This is a genomic window from Kineobactrum sediminis (assembly GCF_002868715.1).
Taxonomy (GTDB): domain Bacteria; phylum Pseudomonadota; class Gammaproteobacteria; order Pseudomonadales; family Halieaceae; genus Kineobactrum; species Kineobactrum sediminis.
Genome location: NZ_PKLZ01000011.1, coordinates 92,298 through 111,159, shown reverse-complemented (window position 1 = coordinate 111,159; position 18,862 = coordinate 92,298). Strand labels below are relative to the sequence as shown.

At 55.6% G+C, this 18,862-nt stretch carries 10 protein-coding genes and 1 pseudogene; 6 read left to right on the top strand and 5 right to left on the bottom strand.

Features of this window, described 5'->3' with window-relative positions; all coding sequences use genetic code 11:
* Positions 1–12 precede the first annotated feature (12 nt).
* The 4 genes and pseudogenes from CWI75_RS18940 to CWI75_RS14550 form a co-directional block, all read right to left on the bottom strand.
* A pseudogene (locus tag CWI75_RS18940) lies at positions 13–186 on the bottom strand (two-component regulator propeller domain-containing protein); the annotation flags it as partial.
* Between the two features lie 1,038 nt (positions 187–1,224).
* Positions 1,225–3,237, bottom strand: a complete 2,013-nt coding sequence (locus tag CWI75_RS14560) for a S8 family peptidase (protein ID WP_101522246.1) — start codon at positions 3,235–3,237, stop codon at positions 1,225–1,227.
* A gap of 1 nt (position 3,238) precedes the next feature.
* Positions 3,239–5,035 carry a putative bifunctional diguanylate cyclase/phosphodiesterase gene (locus CWI75_RS14555; RefSeq protein ID WP_241521242.1) on the bottom strand — a complete coding sequence of 599 codons (1,797 nt, stop codon included), beginning with the start codon at positions 5,033–5,035 and terminating at the stop codon, positions 3,239–3,241.
* 105 nt (positions 5,036–5,140) lie between these two features.
* Positions 5,141–6,850, bottom strand: coding sequence for a putative bifunctional diguanylate cyclase/phosphodiesterase (locus tag CWI75_RS14550; RefSeq protein ID WP_101522245.1), 1,710 nt, complete (start codon positions 6,848–6,850; stop codon positions 5,141–5,143).
* A gap of 271 nt (positions 6,851–7,121) precedes the next feature.
* Here CWI75_RS14550 and nadA point away from each other — a divergent pair, with 271 nt between their 5' ends.
* Positions 7,122–8,195, top strand: coding sequence for a quinolinate synthase NadA (gene nadA, locus CWI75_RS14545; protein WP_101522244.1), 1,074 nt, complete (start codon positions 7,122–7,124; stop codon positions 8,193–8,195).
* A 7-nt stretch (positions 8,196–8,202) separates the two neighbouring features.
* On the opposite strand, the gene CWI75_RS14540 is transcribed toward nadA, so the two are convergent.
* Positions 8,203–9,657 carry a M48 family metalloprotease gene (locus tag CWI75_RS14540; protein ID WP_241521241.1) on the bottom strand — a complete coding sequence of 485 codons (1,455 nt, stop codon included), beginning with the start codon at positions 9,655–9,657 and terminating at the stop codon, positions 8,203–8,205.
* Between the two features lie 205 nt (positions 9,658–9,862).
* Here CWI75_RS14540 and CWI75_RS14535 point away from each other — a divergent pair, with 205 nt between their 5' ends.
* From CWI75_RS14535 to aceF, 5 genes are all read left to right on the top strand, one after another.
* Entirely contained in the window at positions 9,863–10,093 is a 231-nt protein-coding gene (locus tag CWI75_RS14535; protein ID WP_101522242.1) for a sulfurtransferase TusA family protein, read from the top strand.
* Positions 10,094–10,108: 15 nt separating this feature from the next.
* Positions 10,109–11,185 (top strand): AI-2E family transporter, encoded by a 1,077-nt coding sequence (locus tag CWI75_RS14530; RefSeq protein ID WP_101522241.1) that lies wholly within the window; start codon positions 10,109–10,111, stop codon positions 11,183–11,185.
* 3 nt (positions 11,186–11,188) lie between these two features.
* Entirely contained in the window at positions 11,189–14,050 is a 2,862-nt protein-coding gene (locus CWI75_RS14525; protein ID WP_241521240.1) for an insulinase family protein, read from the top strand.
* Positions 14,051–14,350: 300 nt separating this feature from the next.
* On the top strand, positions 14,351–17,002 hold the full coding sequence (aceE, locus tag CWI75_RS14520; protein WP_101522240.1) for a pyruvate dehydrogenase (acetyl-transferring), homodimeric type: 2,652 nt from the start codon (positions 14,351–14,353) through the stop codon (positions 17,000–17,002).
* A 20-nt stretch (positions 17,003–17,022) separates the two neighbouring features.
* Positions 17,023–18,801, top strand: a complete 1,779-nt coding sequence (aceF, locus tag CWI75_RS14515; protein ID WP_101522239.1) for a dihydrolipoyllysine-residue acetyltransferase — start codon at positions 17,023–17,025, stop codon at positions 18,799–18,801.
* Positions 18,802–18,862 lie beyond the last annotated feature (61 nt).

The window sequence follows — 18,862 nt, the reverse complement described above, 5'->3', positions numbered from 1 at the left end:
GCCTTCTTGCGTTAGAATCCAAATAAAGCCTTGAGAGTCCTGGAAGATTGATCGGACAGATTGTTGACTTAGTTGTCTCGTAGCCGGGGACAGTTGGAATGTGTAATCGCGAGGACTAAGCCCAAAACTATCCAGTGACAACAGTATAAGAGTTATGGATAGGAGGGAGCGAAAGGTCAGATTCACAGCAAAAGCCCTAACTATTTCGTTTTGAAATGATTAGGGCATACTACAACGGATATCTTCTTGAGACTATGCTGACCTTGAAGGAAGCTAGGAAGTGCCGACCAGCTACTGACTGAATAGCTAGTCGGGAATGGGACGGTAAACTTATCGGATGCCCCAACGATAGCCGGCTTGGTTCGAAGCGTTACGAATGCCCCAGCGGTAACCGGCTTGGGCAGAGACGTTACGGATACCCCAACGGTAACCGGCTTGGCCAGAGACGTTACGGATACCCCAACGGTAACCGGCTTGGCCAGAGACGTTACGGATACCCCAACGGTAACCGGCTTGGCCAGAGACGTTACGGATACCCCAACGGTAGCCGGCCTGATCAGAGACGTTACGGATGCCCCAGCGGTACCCTGCTTGCGCCGGATTCAAGTCAGCGCCCCAAGAATAAGCTTGTTTCTGCGAAACAGGGTCAGCGTTTGCGGTTATATCTTCTGAAAGCCACGGAGCAGTGCTCGCTCCGCGAATTTCTCGATCTCCACTCCATTTGTAGCCACTAGGTGTGTGTTGATAGTTTTCTTCTGAGGCAAGAGATCGGGTGATGGCCGCGTGGGCGACAGGCGCAACTGCTCTGCTTTGGTGGTCGCTTTTATCCAATGCTACCGTGTGCGCGCTAGCTGCGCCCATTATTATGGATGCTGTGGCCCAAGTTATAAACCTGCCTTTCCCCAATAGATTTCTCATAATCCGCCCTGCCTCTTTCGTTCAAAAATTCGCGTCACTTGTCGTGACATCGTGGTCCAGCCCAATCTCGTCCGTGAGAGGCGTTATGCATCGTGGTCCGTAGACGCATGCAACCGTTATAGGGGGGAGGCGAGTGCTAATGAAGGGTGGTCTATACCCTCTTTGGGGTAGGGGGTAGACCATTACGGATGGTCATGGGGGTGGATCTTACGAAATCTGGTAAATAAAGTCTCCTATGTTCTTGATTGTAGGCGCTATTTCGTCATGGGAGATTGTTGTTCTGCGGGCATGACCCGAATGGGTACCCTAGGGGCTGGCTGTGTCATTTGGTGGTGGATTTGTGGAAAGTGACTCGATCGTGGATTTTTCTGAAAGATAGATTTCCAGCCAGTGGAAGGGGAGGTCACCGCTGGGTTCTGCGGCGTCTTTTCTTTCAATATAAGCCTTGATCCCCCATTTGCGGTCGGTGCTAAGACCTTTTTCTGATTCCGTCGGTGAGAGCATCCTGTTCAGGCCTGGAAGAGTAGCGTTGCCTTTCTCATCCATGATTGCGGGACCTTCAAAGTGCTCTTGTGCTGCAATATCGCGTTGGATGTTCATGTCCTGGTTGCCGCATCCTCGCTGGCCAAGTGTTACTGCACGAACTGCGTTCACATAGCCGTTGCCCTGCTGGAATGGGCTGTAGGAGAGCCTTCCATCACGGTTGATAGCCAAGTCCGCGCTGCTGAGCAGTTTGCATTTGACATCATCAGGCTTTAGCTCAGGCTCGAGTTGCAATAGCAGGGCTGCAATACCGGAAACCAGCGCGCTGGCTTGCGATGTTCCGGTCATTACCAGTTCACCAGTGCTTATCAGGTAGTCAGGATGCTTTTGCATCAGTTTACTGCCCGGCCGCATGAGACCTGCGATATGCCCTCCGGGTGCCACAATATCCGGCTTGATGTGCCCGCTTGGTGTTGGGCCTCGCGACGAAAAATCCGGTATGTAGTCATCGTCTCGGTCCGTAGTTGTCCAGGAGTCAGTAACAGCGCCCACAGTGATGAGGTAAGGCAGGTTTCCAGGAGAGCCAATTGTCATTGGTTCGGGACCTTCATTACCTGCGGCGGCTATTACGGTTATACCGGCGGCCCAGGCCTGCATGAGTGCCTGGTTTATTGGGTCCAGGAAATAGGGCCATCGGGGACGCGCCGCAAACGAGAGGTTCAGTACCTTAATATCAAGAACGTCTTTTTGTTCCACGATCCACTGAATTCCGCGCACGATGTCCAGGAATTCACCCTGGCCCTGCTCATCGAACGCCTTTACTGCCACCAGTTTTACGTCTGGTGCGATTCCCTTGTAGGAGCCATTGCCTACGCCAGCGCTGAAGACCTCCCCGCTATGAGCAATCACGCTGGTCATATGAGTGCCGTGGCCGCTGTCATCAAAAACGTCAGCATTTTCAATATTGTTGATGGCATCAAAGCGACCGACAATGCGCGGATTGCCGTTGGTGTCATACGCCAGGGCGGGGTGCTCCCATAGTCCTGAGTCAAGCACCGCGACTGTTACGCCCTTACCTCTAATACCATGCAGATGTAACGCGTCTGCGCCAACGATGCCCGGATAATAGGTGTCAGCTTCATAATCAGGATAGCCCGGTATCAACTTGGTACTACAGCCGCCGGCAAATTCCAGTTTGATACTGAAGTCGCTTTGCTGCCAGCGCGGGGCTTTGCCGTGTTCGTTGAGGGGGTGCTCAAAACGGAGCTGGAATGTCGTAATTCCAGAGAGGGCAGGCGCATGGGTTGCTTCATAGTGTGCGCTAGCGGTTTGCGTTGGCCCGGTATCAGTTGAAGGTATCGGTAAAGCCAAATCCTGTTGGTCGATTTTTGCTGCGACGACTGCTCCCAGCATGGTCGGCCAGCCCAGCTCGATATGCTGTAGCTTTGCCGGCTTCTCCTGCTTGTTAAACAGCTGCCACTGAAGGCTATTATTCTCCAGGGTTGCTTCGAGTGCTCCGCCGATATCGCAGTCAGCTCGCTCTGGTGGGACTTCCGGTTCCGAAATGTCCATTGACAGATCATCAATGATTCTTGAAACGAGCGATGAGATGCGGATCTGTTCAAGCTGGCTAGCGCTTACCGTAGCGCCGATGGCCTTGATGATGGGCAGATCGTGGGTGATTGTGCCGCCATGCTGCTCTACGAGTTGTCGTAGCTCCGCAGTGGATTTGCCCTGAACCATGATTTTCATCAGGTCATGATCGTTGACGTCGGTTGCACCGGCTGCCGCCACTGAAAGCCCGAGCAAGTACGGCAGGCATTGAAAACACTTCATATCAGCAGCCTGATGCAAGCTGCTCGGTATAGTCTTTTACCAAAAGCGCAGGCACTTCCTCAGGATACACCGGCGTGCATAAATAGTAGCCCTGTAAAAGGTCACATTTCTTGTCCACCAGGTAGCGCATCTGTTCCTGGGTCTCAATGCCCTCGGCGATTACGCGCAGGTTGAGTGACTTGGATAACGCGACAATGGCGTCGATAATGGCGGCTCCATCAGGACTGCCAAGGTCTGCAACAAAGCTCTGGTCAATTTTCAGTGTATCGATCGGGAAGCGCTTCAGGTAACTGAGTGATGAATACCCAGTACCAAAGTCATCGACCGCAAGATCAAGCCCCAGGGACTTGAGCTCCAGCAATTTTACGATATTGCTTTCCGCGTCAGTCATGATGGCCCCTTCGGTCAATTCAAGTTCCAGGCGATTGGGTGCTATTTTGGAGCTTTCGATAAAGCCGCGCATGAAGTTGGAAAGCCCCGTCTGGTTGAATTGCAGGGGTGAGATGTTTACGCACACCCTGAACAGGGGAAGCCCCAGACTGTCCCAGTAAATGCAGTGCCTGCCCACTTCCGACATGACCCATTCGCCGAGTTCGATGATCTGCCCCGTACTTTCCGCCACAGGGATAAACTCCGCGGGTGAGATCATGCCCCGCAGCGGGTGCTTCCAGCGCACCAGTGCTTCCAGGCTCACAGCTTTTCCCGTGGCTACATCAATTTGTGGCTGGTACCGCAGCTCCAGTTGCCCATGCTGCATACCGTAGCGGAGTTCTTCCTCCATTTTCAGCTGCTCTACAGCCCTGGCATTCATTTCTTCATTATAAAAACGGAAGCAGGCGCGCCCTTCTGCTTTGGCCACATACATGGCGGTATCGGCATTGCGAATCAGGGTGTCGGGTTCTTCACCATCCTGAGGATAAATTGCTATACCAATACTCGGTGTGACAACCGGGTTATGTGATTGCAGTGCGATAGGCTGTGACAGGCTTTCGAGAATACGTCTGGCAATGGTTTCAACATGTGCCGTATCGGGCACATCAGATAGCACAACGGTAAATTCATCGCCGCCGAGCCTGGCAATTTCTGTGCTGCCATCTTCGTCATTAGCGTCTTCGTCGCCGAGAAAATTGATGGCGTCATCTTCACGCAATTCCAGGGTAAGTCGCTTTGCAATTTCTACCAGTAAGCGGTCGCCTCGACCGTGACCGATGGAATCATTGATACGCTTGAAATGATCGAGGTCGATAAATAGCAGGGCGGCATACGATTTTTTCCGCTGACTGCGTTTAATGATACGAACCAGTTGCTCGTTGAAGCTGCGCCGGTTGGGTAAGCTTGTGAGCGGGTCGTAGTAGGCAAGGTACCGAAGTCGGTCTTCCTGGCGTTTCAGGGCGTTAAACGCATTGCTGGCGCGCAGCATATAAAGTACATCGCGGCCCAGGAGCGACCAGTTTACGGGCTTGGTCTTGTATTGTGTTGCCCCGGCGTCAAAGCCGAGGTCGATTGAATCCCGGTCATCCGAGCCCGTTACGATCATAATCGGGGTGGATGCGCCTTGTGGGAGATCCCGGATCCGGCGGCAAACTTCAAGCCCGGTCATTCCGGGCATTTCCACATCAAGGAACACCAGGTCCGGTCTTTCACGAACAAACAGGTCAAGCGCTTCCAATCCATCGCTCGCTTCAACGACAACCATATCCTCGGCTTCGAGGCATTGTCGCGTGAGGAAACGTACATTCTGGTCGTCGTCGGCAACCAGAATTTTGGGGCGCATCGCGGTCGAAAAGTTAGTGGGCATGAAAGGCTGCATACAAGGGCTGGATGTTAGCGTAACAGGCTACCACCACTGACATCTCCAGAACAGGATTCTTCGGTCGAAAACGATTACGATAGAAATCGTCGCTCAAGGCAGTGCACGTGATTTTTGCTTGAAGCGCTGCTCCTGAACGAATCTCGGTAGTTGCTCCAGCGGCATGGCCGGGCTGTAATAGAATCCCTGTACCTGCTCGCAGTTGTGTTCCCGCAAAAATTCGACCTGTTCATGGGTTTCTGCGCCTTCGGCTATGACTTTGATCTCCAGGCGTCGGGCCATCTCGATAATGAGGCTGCACACGGCTGCCTGCTGTGGGTTGTGCGGAAGATCGCGAACAAAGGCCGAATCGATTTTTAACGCAGAGATGGGTAGTTCGGTTAAATGCGTGAGCTGCGAAAAGCCGGTGCCAAAGTCGTCCAGGGAAAAACGAATGCCTAGCTCGCGCAGTTCATTCATACGGGACTTTACGGCTCCCGGGCCTTTCAAAATCGTACTTTCAGTGAGTTCGAATTCCAGGCGTGAGGCGTTTGCCTCGGTCTTCTGCAAAATATCCTTAACCGCCGCTACAAACCGGTCATCCTGAATCTGGGAAAAGGAAATATTGACGGCGACAACGACATTGCCCAGACCTTGCTCAGCCAGCCAATTCAGGGCGCAGCAGGCGTGCTGTATTACCTGGTAACCGATGCTTTTCATCAACCCCATATCCTCGCACTCGGCGATAAATTCGCCGGGGCATACGAGGCCGCGTTGTGGATGGTTCCAGCGCAGCAATGCCTCAAGCCCAGCGAGTTTGCCGCTATCCAGTGCTATCCGTGGTTGGTAATGGAGTTCGAACTGGTTTTTGCGCGCGGCAAAGCGCAGCTCCGCCGCCAGGGTATTAATGCCGGCCATATCGAATTGGAGCCGGTCACTGTAAGGTATGAATTTGCAGCCGATAATCGATTTTGCCTGAAGCATGGCGCTGCGGGCATTTTCCACAAGCTGGGAAAATTCCTCTGCATCTTCCGGGAAAACGGCGCCGCCGATACTGGCATCAACCTGCACATGCTGTTCTTCCAGGTTCAGGGGTGCGGCGATCGCTTGCAACATTTTCTCTGCTATTGTCGCCATATCTGCAGCTGAGCTGATGTCTTCCAGCACCACGGCAAATTCATCACCACCGAGCCGCGCAATGCTGTCACTGCTGCGCAGCTTGCTGGTCATGCGCCGGCACAGGCTTTTGATCAGCAGGTCGCCGTTATGCTCACCAAAGTGGTCATTAATATTGGTGAACTGGTCAATGTTGATGTAGAGGAGAGCTGTCTTGAAGCTGTAGCGCTGGGAGCGGTGCATGGCGCGCTCGAGGTGTGCCCGGAAGCCGGCGCGATTCAGTGCGCCGGTGAGCTGATCGCGATTGGACAGTTCACGTATGATGGTGCGTGCCTGCTTCAATTCGATACTGTAATCCAGGATTCTGTGTACCAGTGCATCCTGCAGGTGGCCGCGGATAAGGTAATCCTGGGCGCCGCTATCGCGCAGGTGCTGCGCGCGATCGCCGGCAGGTGCCTCGTCCAGAAGAAGAATGATGGGTACTGATGCGCCATTTTTGAGTGCCAGGCGCAGCACGTAATCAGTTTCGGGCCCTACAGCCATGATAACGGCATCTATCTCGGGGTCCATCAGTGCTTCGAGCGGGCGCGTCAGGGTTTCGCTACTGACCAGGCGAAAGCGCCTGGGACTGGCACGATTGAGGCAGTCTGACAGGACCAGTTGATCGGTCTTGCTGTCTGAAATGACCAGTATTGTACGAAGATCCACAACAACCCCTGGGTGCTACTCTGGTGCCCTGGTCAGCAGTGACCTTGAGCACAGGACGCTGCAAGGCAGCTTATTCTTTAGATAACATCAGGTTATACGAGATAACTTAGAATAATTCTAGTAATTATTTAAAAAATCACCGGAGGAATGAAAATATTGCTCATTCGGTGTGGTTCTGCACCGGAAATATGCTTGATGGCACGCTTATGAACCGCGACTTGCCACCAAATTGTGTTAGAATCTGTGGCCGTTTTTTTCTGATTTTGTCCGTATGAGTATTGCCTCCGACAAGCTGGAAACCATTCGTCATCAAGTGCAGCGCCATCTCGACCTGGCGGAGCGGCAGCAGTTGAGCCCCGCCCGGGAACGGGAGGTCAAGGCACGTATCGCCGCCCGTCTGCAGGCGGAGAATGCGGTTATGGTGGCCCATTACTACACTGCGCCCGCGATTCAGGCATTGGCGGAGGAAACCGGTGGCTGCGTTTCCGATTCCCTTGAGATGGCGCGCTTTGGTCATGATCATCCCGCTACCACGCTGGTGGTTGCAGGCGTCAAGTTCATGGGTGAGACAGCAAAAATCCTGACCCCGGAAAAACGCGTGTTGATGCCGACTCTCGAGGCTACCTGTTCACTGGACCTGGGTTGTCCGATCGAGGAATTCTCCGCATTTTGTGACCAGCATCCCGACCGCCAGGTGGTGGTGTATGCCAATACTTCCGCTGCCGTCAAGGCGCGTGCGGATTGGGTGGTGACGTCCAGTATAGCGCTGGATGTTGCCGAGCACCTGACCGCTATGGGCCAGAAAATCATCTGGGCGCCGGATCGCCACCTGGGGGATTATGTGCGCCGCCAAACAGGCGCAGATATGCTGATCTGGGATGGGGCCTGTATTGTGCATGAAGAATTCAAGGCCCGTGGTATTGCCGATCTCAAGCGAGTCTATCCCGACGCCGCGGTACTGGTGCACCCCGAGTCGCCGACTGCAGTGGTGGAATTGGCTGATCGTGTGGGGTCCACATCGCAAATCATACGGGCGGCACAGGAAATGCCGAACAAACGTTTTATCGTGGCGACCGATCAGGGGATTTTTTATAAGCTCCAGCAGCAGGCGCCTGACAAGGAATTCATTATCGCTCCTACCGCAGGAAACGGCGGAAGCTGTCGCAGCTGTGCCAATTGTCCCTGGATGGCAATGAACGAACTGGAGGTTCTGGCCACCGTATTTGATCGTGCCGACAACGAAATTGTGGTGGATCCGACGGTGGCTGAACAGGCGATGGTGCCCTTGCGGCGGATGCTTGATTTTGCCGCAGGGATCAAAAAAGGTGTTGTTGGCAACGCCTAACGCCTGATCAGATCTCCATACGGGCGCGCAGGTCGGCAATATCGCGCAGGCGTTCGTTTACCCTGGCGGCCGTTACATGGTCTCGACCAACCAGTTTCATCGCGTAATTGAGCTGCTTTTCAGCCTGGTCAAGATTACCGTTGAGAATAAAGTACTCGGCGCGAGCCTGATGCAAACCGATGATATTCCCCGAAAGGCCCTGTACCTCTGCGAGTAAATACCATAGAGCGGGGTCGTCATCACGGCGCTTGCTCTGCTCAAGCAGAACCTCTGCGGCCACATGTGCCTTGCGGTTCTGCATCAGGGCTTTTGCATAGGCCATGGTGACAGGATGATTCCCTGGCGAAAGTTTCAACTCCGCCGCCAGTCTGGTGGCGGCCAACTCGGGTTGTCCCCGTGCCATCAGGATTTCTGCGTCCGCCAGTTTGTATTCCAGCCGGTCAGGGTTTTTACTCTGGATACTGTCCAGGGTGAGGGCTGCTTCATCAGTGCGACTGGCATCGGTCAGGGCAAGAACCAGGCCATAGGTCGAGGCTTCCCGGGAGCGGGTTGTGCCATCCAGCTCGCTCCTGAACTTCTGTATGGCCTCCTCGGGTGTGTCGCTGAGATGGTTGATTACCCGCGCTCGCATCAGCTGGTACTGCAGGTCGTCACTCGGAGCCGGCTTGCTGTACTGGCGTGCCCGGTTACGGGTATCCGCAATGCGGTTTTCCGACAGCGGGTGGCTGCGCAAAAACTCGGGAATCCGGTTGCCGCGGGCATAACGTGATGCCTGCAACATGCGTTCGAACATGACGGGGGCGGCATGCGGATCCATGCCCGCTGCTGCTATCGTCTGCATGCCAACCCGGTCAGCTTCAGCCTCATTGCTGCGGCTATAGCGGAGTGCGGAATCCTGAGCGGCGGCCTGCGCGGCCGAAAGTGCCGCCATGCCAGCCTCACCACCTGCGGCGGCCAGCAGAACGAACCCCGCCAGCATGGCGGCAAGATTAAGTGGTTGCTGCCGGCGCTGGAATTCCACCCGCCGCGAGAAGTGCCGTTGGCTGAGGTGAGCGATCTCGTGAGCCAATACCGTGGCCAGTTCATCTTCGGTCTGGGCGTACAGCAACAAGCCATTGTGTACGCCGATAACGCCGCCGGGCACTGCAAAAGCGTTAATGGTGGGGTTGTCTACCAAAACCAGGTCGATGCGACGATCATCAAGCTCGCTGTGGGTTACCAGTCGGTATACCAGGTCTTCCAGGTAATCGAATAGAAGGGGATCGTCAACGGTCCTGACCTGGCTGCGAAATATGCTCAGCCAGGTTCTGCCGAGCTTGTATTCATATTCCGCAGAAAACAGGCTGGTGCTTGATTCGCCAAGATTCGGCAGCTTCAGATTATCGTCCGCACGGACGCCGCTGCTCACAATCGTCAACGAAAGCAGCAAGCTGAGCGTGTATCTGGAGATAGTTGAAGTCATGCGGAAAAATATCACCATCTGGGAGGCCAGAGGATACGGGGCCCGGATGACCCATTGTACCCCAGACTGGCCGTGCCGTAACAAGCTTGCCTACTCGGATTCAGAGGGCGTGATACCATAAAAGTTCAATCCTGTTGGGGTGCAGGTTCCCAGCGGATATACTGTCGCCCGCCTGGGGATACAGGACGTCAATTTAGGGGCTGCGATGACCGTAATAATCGAAGTTGATGCGCGCGGGCTGGAGTGTCCCATGCCCCTGCTGCAAGCCAAGCGGGCCCTGAACCGGATGCAGCCTGGCGAGCGCCTGAGAGTGCTGGCGACTGATCAGGGGTCAGTTCGCGACTTCAGGGTGTTTGCGGAGCAATCCGGGCATACGTTGTTGCTGTCTGAAGAATCTGCAGGGGTGTATACCCACCTGCTTGAGAAATCATCCTGACCCGGAACTGGTTGTATGCTGGAAATCTTTAACAAATGGTACCGACGCTACCTGTTTGAGGAGGAGTCGGTATTATTACTGGTCTTGCTGGTTGCGGCGGTCCTGTTGCTAATAACGATAGGCGACATCCTGGCTCCGGTGCTGGCGGCAATTGTGTTGGCTTATCTCGTGGAAGGGCTGGCCAGCCAACTGCAGCGGCGGGGACTACCCCAATGGGTCGGGGTCACTGTCGCCTTCCTTATCTTCATCAGTATTTTCTTCGGGGTGACCCTCGGCCTGTTGCCCCTGGTCTGGCGCCAGCTGGTAGGCCTGGCGAGCGAACTGCCCAGGATGCTTGAGCAGGGCCGTGAGCTCCTTGCGGTCCTGCCCGCGCGCTACCCGGAGCTTTTCAGTCAACAGCAAATCAATCAGCTGATGACGCTGGCCCAGGCGGAGATGGGCGGCCTCGGCCAGCGCCTGGTCACCTGGTCACTGGCAACCATTCCCAGTATTCTCGTTGTGCTGGTGTATATGATCCTGATACCGATACTGGTGTTCTTTTTCCTCAAGGACCGCCAGGTGATCCTGGACTGGATGGCTACCTTCCTGCCCCACGAGCGGCCGCTATTGCGCCGCATCTGGACGGAAATGAATACACAGGTGGCCAATTATGCCCGTGGCAAGGCCCTGGAAATCTTCATTGTGGGGTCTGTCAGTTATGTGAGTTTCGTGTTGCTGGGACTGAATTATGCGGCCCTGCTGGCATTGGCGGTGGGGCTTTCGGTCATCATTCCTTACCTGGGTGCCGCGCTGATTACCGTGCCTGTACTCATTGTGGGCTATTTCCAGTGGGGCTTTGCCAATGAATTTTATTACCTGTTGATTGTCTACCTTATTATCCAGGGGTTGGATGGCAATGTGCTGGTGCCGCTGCTGTTTTCGGAAGCGGTCAATTTGCATCCGGTAGCCATCATCCTGGCAGTATTGTTTTTTGGGGGTATCTGGGGTCTTTGGGGCGTGTTTTTTGCGATTCCCCTGGCAACCCTGATCAAAGCTATTATCAACGCCTGGCCGAGCCGTATGGACCGAGCTGATACCGACGAACTGGAGTAACACATGGGTTTGAGATTTAACGGATGGGGTTGCAGATCCCTTGCGGGCAGCCTTGTGCTCGTTTTGCTGGCTGCGTGCGCTACACTGCCGAATTCCACGGTTCAGCCCCTGCAGAGCCCGAACGATGATTACGCATACCGTTACCTGACGCTGGACAACGAGATGCAGGTGCTGTTGATTTCCGACCCGGATGCACCAAAGGCAGCGGCATCGCTTGATGTTCTGGTGGGAAGTGGCGACAACCCTCCCGGGCGCGCCGGCCTGGCCCATTTTCTCGAGCATATGTTGTTCCTGGGAACAGACAAGTACCCGGATGCCGCTGAATACGAAGCATTTGTTACCGAGCATGGGGGCAGCCGTAATGCCTATACCAGCTTCGAGCATACGAACTACTTTTTTGATATCCAGGCTGCTCATCTACCCGGAGCGCTGGATCGTTTCGCCCAGTTCTTTATCGCCCCGCGCTTTGATGAGCAGTATGTAGGGCGGGAAATGAACGCGGTTGAAGCGGAGTTCCAGATGGGGCTCAAAAGCGACTCGCGGCGAGGCCTGGATGTGCTACAGGAAACCATGAATCCAGCCCATCCATTCAGCCAGTTTACCGTCGGCAGCCTGGAGACCCTGGCCGACCGTCCGGGAGCTGGTATTCGGGATGACCTGCTGGCGTTTTACGAGCGCCACTACTCGGCGGACATGATGAGCCTGGTGGTGTTTGGTGCCGAAACTCTCGATGAACTCGAGGCGCTGGTAGCACCGATGTTCGAGGAGGTCCCCAACCGGGACGTGGAACCGGAACCGATTTCCGAACCCTTATTCGCCCCCGAAGAACTGCCGTTATTGCTCACCGTCAAGCCCCTGGCGACAAGCAGGCAGCTGGAAGTGGTCTTCCCGATTGCTGATTACCGCAGCGATTATGCGGCCAACCCACTGGCTTATCTCGGCAACCTGGTGGGGCACGAGGGTGCCGGCAGCTTGCTGTCGCGTCTCAAGGAAGAGGGGCTGGCAGAGGGCCTTGGCGCCGGCTCGGGCCTGGCCTGGCGCGGCGGCGCCCTGTTCAACGTGGGTATTACCCTCACCGAGAAGGGTGTGGAGCACTACGAACGGGTGCTTCAACTATTATTCACCTATCTGGATATGCTTCGTGAAGAGGGTCCGCAGCAGTGGCTCTACAGCGAGCAATCCCAGCTGGCCGAGCTGGGCTTTCGCTTTCGGGAGCAATCCAATCCCGTCAATTATGTCGCCGCACTCTCCAACGGCATGCACTACTACAAACCGGAAGACATCCTGCGTGGTTCAAGCCTGATGTCGAATTATGACGAACAGATGCTGGCGCAACTGGTGCGGGATCTTGTGCCGGAGAATGCACTGGTCACCCTGAGTGATTCGTCCGTGCAAACCGACCGGGTATCCGGGCATTACGAGGTACCCTACGGCAAGACGCAGGTTACTGATCAGCAGATTGCGCGCTGGACCAAACCGGTTGAGGGGGCCGGGCTGACTTTACCGCAACCAAATGCATTCATTGCGGAAGATGTCAGTCTTGTGCCGCTGCAGGAAGAGCTGTTGTCGGACCCGATCCTGGCCTTGAGTGAGGCCAGGCAGTCGGTGTGGTTTGGCCAGGACCCCGAGTTCAGGATTCCTCGAGGTGCCACCTATATCAACTTCCGTTCGCCGCAGGTGGGACAGCAACCAGACCAGACGGCTGCTGCCGCGTTATATGCCGCGTTGCTCAAGGATGCGGCGAATGAATTCACTTATCCGGCACAGCTGGCCGGATTGAATTTTGATGTTTACAAGCACGCCCAGGGCCTCAGCCTCCGCGTTAGTGGCTACACTGACAAGCAGCAGGTATTGCTTGGTCAGCTGCTTGAAGTGGTACAGAATCCCCAGTTCAGCCCCCAGCGCTTTGCCAACATCCGCGCCGATATCATACGTACATTGGAAAATATCGATTCCACCAGGCCGACCAGCCAGGTTATGGATGATCTGCGTGAGGCGCTGTTGCACGGGCAGTGGGGCGAGCAGGAGCTGGTGCTGGCCCTGGACACCATGACGCTTGCAGATATTGAAGCCTATGCTGATGATTTCTGGGCCAGTGCTACGGCAGAGACCATGATCTACGGCAACTATATGCCGGATGCCGTCGCGGTCACCGCGGATCTGATCCGCAAGATACTTCCCACCGGTGAAGCCCCGGTAATGCCGCCGCTGAAAGTGACCCGGCTACAGGCGGGCGAGGCCCTTCAATATCCGGTTACCCTGTCCCATGATGACTCGGTGGTGGGCTGGTATCTGCAGGCGCGGGACAACAGCTGGAAGGACCGGGCGGCTACCGCGCTGACCGGCCAGATAATCAAGTCGGGTTTTTTCCAGCAATTGCGTACGGAGCAGCAGCTGGGTTATGTGGTGACCTCCTTTTCCTGGCCGCAACTGGAAATTCCCGGATTGATGCTGCTGATTCAATCGCCAAACGCCAGTGCGGTTGATGTGGTGACGGCCATCGACGAGTTCATGGCTGGCGTTGAGGCCTCGCTTGATGAGGAGCAATTCCGCCGTCATCGTGCGGCTCTGGTGGGCGAGATTGTTCGGCCACATAAAAACCTCTGGGAGCGTGCGGAGTTTTACTGGCAGTCCCTCGCCAAAAAACAGTACGAGTTCGACAGTCGCCAGCAACTGGCTGCTACCGTGCGAGACCTGACCCTGGAGCAGTGGCGTGATTACTATCGGCAGGTGTTCGTGGAGCAGCGGCACTCGCTACAGGTGATCGCTCCCGGGCGCTTCGGGGTGGTTCCCGAAGGTTATGGTGAAACGGTCCAGGATGCGGCGTCGATCAGGAACAGCCAGGATTTTTACCGTATCGACTGAGTCCGGGTAATTTAATTACGCGGGCTCAGTCGGCCTGCTTTTCGGCAACCGGTTGATTTAAAAGAGTTTTGCTTGAATGCATGGGTTCTATAATGGAACCCATGTGTTGCCTTTCCTTTGATTCCTGTAGTATTTTTACCCACACATGTGCAGCGCGTCGGCTACGGCTTTTTGGAAATAGTGCAGCGGCGCTCGTTGTTTTGCCATGCGCGGGAGCTAAATTATGGTTTTAAACTATAGTTCTAAAAAGAAACCTGTGCGTGGCCGCGACTACCCCATTTTGTCAGGAGCAATGCCGGCATGACCGAAGACAAGGATCCCATCGAAACCCGGGAATGGATGGAAGCACTGGACGCAGTGTTCAAGTATAGCGGGCCCGAGCGTGCCTCGGAGCTTCTGGTAGAACTCTCAAAACATGCAACCGAGACGGGAGTCCGTTTGCCCACGGCGATCACTACGCCGTTTCGTAATACCATTGCCCCCCGGGATGAACAGATCATGCCGGGCGACCTGTTCATGGAACGACGCATCCGCTCTCTGGTGCGCTGGAATGCATTGGCCATGGTCATGCGTGCAAACGATAACGACGAGGGCCTGGGCGGGCATATCTCCAGTTTCTCATCCAGTGCCACGCTATATGACATCGGGTTCAATTATTTTTTCCGGGGTTCCGACGGTGAGCATCCCGGTGATCTGGTGTTCTACCAGGGCCACAGCGCTCCCGGTATGTATGCGCGTTCCTATCTTGAAGGGCGATTCGCTGAAGAGCAGCTGGACAACTTTCGTCGCGAAGTGGACGGCAACGGCTTGTCATCCTATCCGCACCCCTGGCTGATGCCCGACTACTGGCAGTTCCCGACCGTTTCGATGGGGCTGGGTCCGATCCAGGCGATTTACCAGGCTCATGTGATGAAATACCAGCAGAGCCGCGGCCTGGTCGATCATGGTGATCGCAATGTCTGGTGTTTCCTCGGGGATGGGGAGTGCGATGAGCCCGAATCACTGGGCGCCATTTCCATGGCGGGTCGCGAGGGTCTCGGCAACCTGATTTTTGTTGTTAACTGTAATTTGCAGCGTCTTGATGGTCCGGTGCGCGGTAACGGCAAGATTATCCAGGAGCTGGAAGGCGTTTTCCGCGGGGCCGGCTGGGATGTGTTGAAGGTGGTCTGGGGCCGCAAGTGGGACCCGTTACTCGAGAAGGATACTACCGGACTACTGCAGCAGCGGATGGACGAGGTGTGCGACGGCGAACTGCAGAATTACAAGTATAACGGCGGGGCTTACACGCGAGAGCATTTCTTCGGCAAATATCCGGAACTGCTGGAGCTGGTAAAAGACCTCTCTGATGACGATATTATGTATCTTAACCGCGGCGGCCACGACCCCTACAAGCTCTATGCCGCCTATGCGAGTGCAGTAGCCCAGGACGAGCGTCCGACGGTGATCCTGGCGATGACCGTGAAAGGATACGGCACGGGTGAGTCGGGGGAGGCCAACAACGAAACTCACTCCCTGAAAAAGCTTGATCTTGAAAGCCTCAAGGCATTCCGCGACCGGTTTGGGATCCCCATCAGCGATTCAGAGCTTAAGGATGTACCCTATTACCGTCCCGCACCGGACAGCCCTGAACTGCGCTACATGAAGCAACGGCGGGATGAATTGGGTGGCGCCATCCCCACCCGCCGCAAGGAACTGGAGCGGTTGCAAACACCGCCTTTGTCCATTTTTGACAATCAGCTCAAGGGCAGTGGCAAGCGTGAAAGCTCTACCACAATGGCTTTTGTCCGGCAGCTGTCGGCACTGGCCAAAGACAAGGCAATCGGCGAGCGCATCGTACCGATTGTGCCCGATGAGGCGCGCACCTTCGGTATGGAGGGAATGTTCCGCCAGCTGGGTATCTATTCCTCGGTAGGCCAGCGTTACACGCCGCAGGATGCCGGCCAGATCATGTTTTACAAGGAAGACAAAAAGGGCCAGATCCTGGAGGAAGGCATCAATGAAGCCGGTGCGTTCTCCGCCTGGATTGCCGCGGCCACTTCCTACAGCACCAGTGATTATCCCATGGTGCCTTTCTATATCTTTTACTCCATGTTCGGTTTTCAGCGTATCGGAGACCTGGCGTGGGCTGCCGGCGACAGTCAGGCCCGTGGTTTCCTGATTGGCGCCACCGCAGGTCGTACCACACTGAACGGTGAAGGCTTGCAGCACCAGGACGGTCACAGCCACCTGTTGGCAAGCACCATTCCCAACTGTGTGAGTTACGATCCCGCCTATGCTTATGAGCTGGCTGTCATCATTCACGATGGTCTGCGGCGCATGTACCAGGAGGGTGAAAACAAGTTTTATTACATCACCACCATGAATGAAAACTACCTGCAGCCGGAAATGCCCCCGGGAGTGGAAGAAGGCATTGTTAAAGGCATGTACCGGCTCAAACGCAGCACCCGCAAGAAAGGCCCCCGTGTTCAATTACTCGGTGCCGGCACCATTCTCCGGGAGGTTGAGGCGGCGGCAGTAATGCTGGAAGAGGATTACGGTGTGGTGGCAGATGTCTGGAGTCTTACCAGCATCAATGAATTGCAGCGTGAAGGTAAGACCGCGGTGCGCTGGAATCTTTTACATCCGGAAGATGAGCCCCGTATCCCCTTTGTTACCGAGCAGTTGTCGGAGCGCGAGGGTCCTGTGATTGTGGCAACGGATTACATGAAATCCCATGCGGAGCAGCTGCGCCAGTTTATCCCCGGTCGCTATTCAGTGTTGGGTACGGATGGCTATGGGCGCAGTGACACCCGCGAGCGTCTGCGTAAATTTTTTGAAGTGAGCCGCGAATATGTGGTGCTGGCATCGCTGAAGGCGCTGGCTGACGATGGCGCAATCAAAGCCGCGGTCGTGGCCGAGGCCATGCAGGCCCTGGGTATTTCGCCCGATAAAATTGACCCGCTGACAGTGTAACGGTACAGGATACAGACAGCATGGCGAAGCAAGAGATAAGAGTTCCCGATATCGGGGGCGCAGAAGGCGCCGAGGTCGTTGAATTACTGGTCAAGGTGGGTGATGAAATTGCTGTAGAGCAGGGCTTGCTGGTGCTGGAGTCTGACAAGGCCTCAATGGAAATACCCTCGGAAGTAGCCGGCAAGGTAATCCAGGTCCTGGTAAGCGAGGGCGATGAGGTGGCTGAAGGCGATACCATCGCCGTGGTGGATACGGGTGATACTGAAACCGGCGAAGCCGACGAAACCGACGAAAAAGAGCCTGCCGCGAGCACGCCTGGTAAAGAAGCTGAACCGGCGTCCGCAGAAGAGGAGTCGGCTACCGGCCAGGACCAGGCACCTGTGAGCAACAAGGCCGCAAAGACGTCTAACACGCAAGAAGATACTCAAGCCCCGGAAAAACAGGGCGAAGAAGCAGAAGAAATCACTGTCGAGGTGCCGGATATCGGCACTGACGAAGCGGTGGATCTTATTGAATTCAGCGTCGAGGTTGGTGATGAGGTTGCTGAGGGAGACTCCCTGGTAGTGCTTGAGTCCGACAAGGCCTCGATGGAGGTGCCTTCCTCCCATGCCGGCAAGGTAGTGAAGTGGCTGGTGAAAGAGGGTGCTTCGGTGCGGCAGGGTGATCCGCTGGTGGTGCTGTCCGCGCCGGGAACCACAGGCGATGAAAAGAAAGAGAACAAAAGAGAGGAAAAGAAAGAGAAAAAGGAGGATACCACCGATCAATCTGCTACCGAAGAGGGACAGTCGGGAGCAGGCAAGGAATCCAAGCCAGAATCCGGTAAGGCTGCGGTATCAGCGACTGACAGGGTAACTCGACGTGAACCTCGGGAGACTGAGGAAACAACGTCACAAAAGGATCTTGTGTACGCGGGGCCTGCAGTTCGTAAATTGGCCCGGGAGCTGGGCGTTGAGCTGGGCCAGGTCAGTGGCACTGGTCCACGCGAGCGCATTGTTAAAGAAGACGTGCACCAGTTTGTGCAGCGCGCGCTGAGTAATCGAGGTACTGCCGCGACATCCGGTGCCGGCATTCCGGCAGTCCCGGAGATCGATTTTGCCGCTTTCGGGCAAATCGAGACGGTGGCACGGACCAAGTTGGACAAGCTGACCGCGGCCAACATGCACCGCAGCTGGCTTAACGTGCCCCATGTTACCCAGTGGGATGATGCAGACATTACCGAACTGGAGGCTTTTCGCAAAGGGCTGGCCGATGAAGGAGAGAAGCGCGGTACCAAGCTTACGCCACTGCCCTTCATGCTCAAGGCCTGTGCATTGGCGCTGCGGGACAACCCGAAGTTGAATGCTTCACTATCGGCGGATGGCGAGAGCCTGGTGTTCAAACACTATATCCATATTGGTGTGGCGGTGGATACGCCGGCTGGGTTGATGGTGCCGGTCATCCGCGATGTCGATCAGAAGAGCTTGTGGCAACTGGCTGAAGAAGTGGCGGAAATGGCCGGCAAGGCGCGGGACCGCAAGCTACGGCCGGCGGATATGCAGGGAGGCTGTTTCACTATTTCCAGCCTCGGTGGTCTGGGCGGCAATGGCTTTACACCGATCGTGAACACGCCGGAAGTGGGTATCCTCGGGGTGTCCCGAGCCAGTGTTAAACCGGTGTGGGACGGGCAGGCCTTCCAGCCCAGAACCTTGTTGCCACTGGCGCTCTCCTATGACCATCGAGTGATCAATGGTGCCGACGCCGGTCGCTTTTGTACCCAGCTGGTGGCGCTACTGGGTGATATCCGGCGATTTTTACTTTGACCTGGTGCCGCGCGGCCTGAAGCGGCACGGAAACTGCTGTAATCCGGTCATGGACACAACA